Origin of the sequence: Globicatella sp. HMSC072A10, assembly GCF_001811625.1 — a bacterium.
Taxonomy (GTDB): Bacteria; Bacillota; Bacilli; order Lactobacillales; family Aerococcaceae; genus Globicatella; species Globicatella sanguinis.
Map to the genome: position 1 here is coordinate 1 of NZ_KV805634.1, position 5,416 is coordinate 5,416.

General features: G+C 35.2%; 4 protein-coding genes. All 4 read right to left on the minus strand.

Going from position 1 to position 5,416, the window contains the following annotated elements; genetic code table 11:
• Positions 1–641 (minus strand): ParB/RepB/Spo0J family partition protein (locus HMPREF2811_RS01865; RefSeq protein ID WP_071407863.1); only part of this gene is annotated, 641 nt, incomplete at its 3' end.
• Positions 598–1,419: a ParA family protein gene (locus HMPREF2811_RS01870; RefSeq protein ID WP_071407864.1), complete on the minus strand. Its 822-nt coding sequence runs from the start codon at positions 1,417–1,419 to the stop codon at positions 598–600. The genes HMPREF2811_RS01870 and HMPREF2811_RS01865, both read right to left, overlap by 44 nt.
• A 92-nt stretch (positions 1,420–1,511) precedes the next feature.
• Entirely contained in the window at positions 1,512–3,731 is a 2,220-nt protein-coding gene (locus HMPREF2811_RS01875; protein WP_246829788.1) for a S8 family peptidase, read from the minus strand.
• Entirely contained in the window at positions 3,721–4,872 is a 1,152-nt protein-coding gene (locus HMPREF2811_RS01880) for an ATP-binding protein (protein ID WP_071407865.1), read from the minus strand. Before HMPREF2811_RS01880 ends, HMPREF2811_RS01875 begins: the two co-directional genes overlap by 11 nt.
• Positions 4,873–5,416 lie beyond the last annotated feature (544 nt).

The following is a 5,416-nucleotide window of genomic DNA, read 5'->3' on the forward strand; positions in this document are numbered from 1 at the left end:
CGAAATGGCTCACTTTTAACTTGCGAAATACAAATTTTCTTTTCATCTACCATTGAAAGTATTTCGGGGATAAGTTCAGTAAGGCGGATATATCTCTGTACCTGATTACGGCTTGAGCCTTCTTGCTCCGCAACTATTTCAACGGATTTTTTTCCATCTAACTTGTGCCCAACTTGGGTACAAGTTAAGTCCGACCTTGCACCTTGCCTCTTAATAGCCTCTAATTTCAGCTTAAATGCAAAGGCTCGTTCGCTTGGTAAGATATTTTCTCTCTGCAAATTGCTGTCAACCATAATGATTATGACGGCATCATCGTCAAGGTTACGGACTATTACAGGCATTGTATCAAGCTCAGCAAGTTCACAGGCTCTTTTTCTGCGATGTCCTGCAACAAGTTCATAACCACCTTCATCACGAGGTCTTGCAATGGCAGGAACAAGTACACCATATTGCTTAACGCTTTCTGCTGTATCAAGCATGGCTTCATTGTCAATCACCTTAATTGGGTGGTCTTTAAAAGGAAACAGTTCTGTTAAAGGGATTTCAATTATCTTCTCTCGACTTTCATCAACCCTGCTTTCTTCTGTGGAGAATAAATCATCTACTGATGCCAGCTTTATGTTTTTGGCGGATCTTTTCAATTTTAAGCACCTCCTTAGTCAAACTTTTATATCCCGCGGCAACCTTTCCTTTGGGATCATGGGCAAAGATACTTTTTCCCTCTGCACTGATTTCTGCGACTTTCACCGAACGGGGTATATCAGCATTAAATACTTTAATACTGCCTCCATAAGTCTCTCTTACCAATGTACTGATGTCCTTTGCAAAATTAGTGCGCCCATCTACCATAGTTAAGAGAATGCCGTCAATTTTCAATTTGGGATTTCTCTGCCTGCGTGCCTTTCCAATGGTCTGTAATAGCTGCTCTAATCCCTTTGCTGGGAGATAATCGGCTTGTACAGGAACGATTACACTATCTGCTGCAGCAAGGGCATTGATTGTCAGCATTCCTAAAGAGGGCATACAGTCTAAAAGAATATAGTCATACTGTTTTTTTACCGTATCAATGTATTGTTTAAGTATGGTTTCCCTGCTCATGGCATTAACTAGGAATATTTCCATACCTGATAACTCAATGTTGCCAGGTAGTAAATCTACTCCCTCATAGTGATGTAAAATACCCCCTTTAGGTTTAAGGGTAGTATCAGTAATTACTTTCCCCATAACCGTAGCAAGAGTAGTATCTATGCTATCTGGGTGTGAATACCCTAAGCTAATGGACAAACTACCTTGAGGATCTGCATCCACTAGCAAGACTTTCTTATTTTCCATAGCTAAACCTATACCTAAGTTGGCACAGGTGGTTGTTTTGCCAGCACCGCCTTTTTGATTGGCTATGGCAATGATTTTTGCATTCAATTCTGTTCCTCCTTTTAATTTTGTGCATAAAAAAAGAGCTAGTCATATATAGACTAACTCCTTTTTCTAAAATATTTTATTGTAATCACGCGTTATGATTGGGAATCAAGACGCAATCTAAGTGTATTAATAGCACGATATCTATTTAATGCTTCTATTTCGCTATAAACATCTAAAGTATTGCTTACATCTTCAATGGTTACAGCTAATGCATATGGAACATCAATATTCTTTTCATCCCAACGTGAAAATAATTCAAGCCAAATCTGCCAATCACCAGCTTCAAATTTTGAAAACAATTTTGTAAACTGGTGACAAACATCCCATTTTCGTCTACCAACTTTAAAATCTTGTTGAACTGGCTTTAAACGTCCATCAGAACTACTCTTTTTTAATGATGCCTGTATATATGCCCCTAAATATTCTGTTCCTTTTGTTCTGTCAACTGGTGGCATTGAAATACATGTTACTGAAACTTTTGCAACATTTCTTCCAACCTGAGCAGCTAAAATTTCAGGCATATAAATTGTTACACGTTCTTTAGTAACCTTATTTAAGGTACCTGTTCTCACAAATGTTACTTTGGAGGGAGAAGAATATTTGCTCTCATCTACATTTGATAAACCTCTACCGTATAAATTATGAGCATATGCCAATTCTTCATCAGTAATACTGTCCTCATCCCAAATAGGCATAGCATTGTGATATAACAAGGCTTTTGCCAACAGAATATCTTGGTTAGGGATAATTCCTAATATTTCTGCAAAATCTCCAGCTACAACAGGAGCAGTAAAACTTGTTCCTGCATCTGGCGTCAGTTGACCGTTTTTGTCTAAAAGTAAAGAATATTTATCTTCAGGCACTGATACTGAACCTGCAATACATGTTATACAACCACCGTAAGCAGTCAAATCAGGTTTAGAAAAACCATTAAATCCTGAACCTATCCGACTATATGAAGAAACTTCATTTATAGCAGAAAGACTATTTGGGTGCGTTTCTCCTGAAGTTGCTCCAACAACAACAGATAACATAGAATCAGCTGGAGCTGATACTCTCGAATCATCATCATCTAGAATATCTTCTAAACAAGATTCAGTGCTCCACAATTGGTGATTTCCAGCTGAAATAACAAACTGTACATTTCTTTTTAGTTGTAGAGCATCCAATTCATAACCTAAAATACTCATTTCATCCCCTTCAATTGGTGAGGATGCATTTGCAGATAGATTATATATTTTAGATATATCACAAAATGTAGCTACAGCATTCTGAATTCTTTTGATAAACACATTTACAGGAACACTTCCATCTAAAATGTTGCAATCAATAATACGAGTTCTTGGAGTAATTTTCGTACTAGGCAATTGGTTACATATGTATTTGAATGCAACTCTACTAGCAACTTTTGTTCCATGCTCACTATCACCACCAGAAGAACCATCTGTCCAATGATGGAGTATAAGTGGTTCTAATCCTTCTGGAAAATTCACTCCCGAGTCTAATACAGTTACTATGGGTAATTTATCAATAAGAACACTATCGTCCAATTCCAATTCATTTAAATCAATTGCATCTTTTGATGCTACATCTGCACTAAAAAAATCAGTTTCCTCAATCCTGTAAATTGCTGAATCATTCTCGTAATGAAATAAGGAATTCGAGGGTATGATTACCCGAATTACTGGCGTGTTATCTGACAAGTAATATGGTTCTTCCTGAATAATCCCATCTCTGTCTCCAATTTTTTCAACTAATCTTTGTATTGCTAAATCATATATTTCTTCTCTTAAGTTAGGCACAAGCATTAGCTGAATATCCAATGAATCAGAAACCAGATCCGAACAAGTGGTTTTTTTCAAAGAACTTGAATTCTTTTCACTGCCAAGATAAGGCTTAAAATCTTCTATATAATCAAAATATGTTTTACCTGATCCTGAACGAGTATAATCATCTATTCTCTTTTTTAATGATTGAAACTGGTTTTTTGTTGTAGCAATTACAGCCTTATTCTCACTTTTAACAACTTTAACTTCCATACCAGTTGATGTAAATAAATCCTTTTTATCTTTGATCTTTTCTCCATCTGGCAATTCAACTTTGAATATCATTAATCCTGTATCTGATAAAGAATCATCCTCTGAAACATTTTCAATCGCTTGTTTTATTGATTGAAGACTGCTACTTAATTTTTGTCCATGCTCAGTAAAAGATATATTTCTTGGTGTTGTTCTCCCTGTTGGTTTTTTGTCTACCCTAGTAACTTCTTCATCAGGTATCCACAAATGGTTTCTTCTTTTATCACTCATCATTTAGCTCCTCCTTTTTAAAGCGATAGTCCAACGTAGATTTGGGAATACTTGTTATCTCTTCTAATGTTCTTAATGATATACCATTTTTTTTAAGCTTATATAGTGCTTTCATAAAATCATCACTATTCTCACTTACAAAAAGTGTGTTTTGTTGCAACCATATTTCTGCAATCTCTTTTTGAGAGACAACTTTATTTACATTTTCCAATACACAATATTTGGCAAGTGATTGCATAAAACTCTGAACTTCGGCACCACTCATACCTTCAGACAATATTATTAAAGTCTTAATATCAATATCATACTCAGATAATTTTTCAGAATAAAATCTTTCTATAATTTGAGTTCTCTGTTCCATATTTGGTAATTCTAATAGTATTGAAGAATTAAATCTTCGCCAAATAGCTGGATCTAAAAGGTGATGGTGATTTGTTGCAGCTACTAAAAAAACGTTCGATGGCATGGCATCCATATTTTGCAAAAGAGTTGTCACAACCCTCTTGAGCTCCCCTAATTCATTAGAGTCATCTCTTTTTTTAGCAATAGCATCAAACTCATCTAGAAATAACATAATTCTCTTATTCTTAACAAAATCAAAAATTTTTCTTATGTTTGTTCCTGTTTGCCCTAAATAAGAAGAAACTAAGCCATCCAGTTTTACGTATGCAACTGGTATTTGCAACTCGCCTGCTAAAGCATTCGCAGTTAATGTCTTTCCACAACCCGGAGGTCCACAGAATAACAGCCTGTTTGCGGGAGCGATATCTCTATCAATAAGTTTTTCAACAGATTTTTGCTCTGCTACAATTTGCCGAACTGCTTGTAATGTTTTCTCAGGCAAAGCAACATCTGACAATGTAATTTTAGGGGTTAAAATCTCTAATAATTCCAAGGTACTATCCTTATCTTTAGGCATCGGAATTGCATTTTGAACGGAAAAAGACATTTCTGAAAGTGGACTATCGCTATAAGCTGCAGAACGTTTTTTATCATATACATATGCTTTCCTCAGTGAGGAAGATGTGTTAAGATTTCCTTTCTTCTCTTCATCATCAGCTAAAATATTTAATGCATTTTTAAAAGCATCTTCGCTACCAGAGCTATGAGCTTCTATCAATTTAACTACTAAACTCGATTTCATATTGACACCTCTTTTTGGGACGCTATTGTTTATACTGTTAAATAGTATCATTTTTATTCCCATTTGTCAACATATCATTGGACACGATTGGACAGTCAATTATTGATTGCAATCTCTCCCCAGAAATAATTATTTTTATATCATCAGGAAAGGTATATATACTGGCAATATCTCATTGATTCTCCGTACATCTTTCATCATTTAAAATAGGTTCAAGTGAGAAATTTTGCCCATCCTTTGTTCTATATATTTTTACGTCCAATTCTGTCCCTCCTTTCAATTTTAGGCACAAAAAAAGAGCTAGTCATATAAACTAACTCCCTGTGAAAATGTACTATTTAATTTTATCTATTTTGATTGTCAAATTAAGCTAGAATTTTACCTAACACATAATACGTTTGCTTTTGTCTAATTGATAATTAAAATGGTTGTTCGAAAGTTCAAGTATAAATTAGCCACTAACCTTAAGGTTTCCACAAAGTCAGATTTGTGGCAAATGTAGTGGTCAAATCGATGCATTAAATCGTTAGAGCTTTACTTGGAT

Excerpts from the sequence above, each read along its gene's own strand:
- HMPREF2811_RS01875 (WP_246829788.1), bottom strand. The coding sequence starts at position 3,731 with ATGATGAGTGATAAAAGAAGAAACCATTTGTGGATACCTGATGAAGAA.
- HMPREF2811_RS01880 (WP_071407865.1), bottom strand. The coding sequence starts at position 4,872 with ATGAAATCGAGTTTAGTAGTTAAATTGATAGAAGCTCATAGCTCTGGT.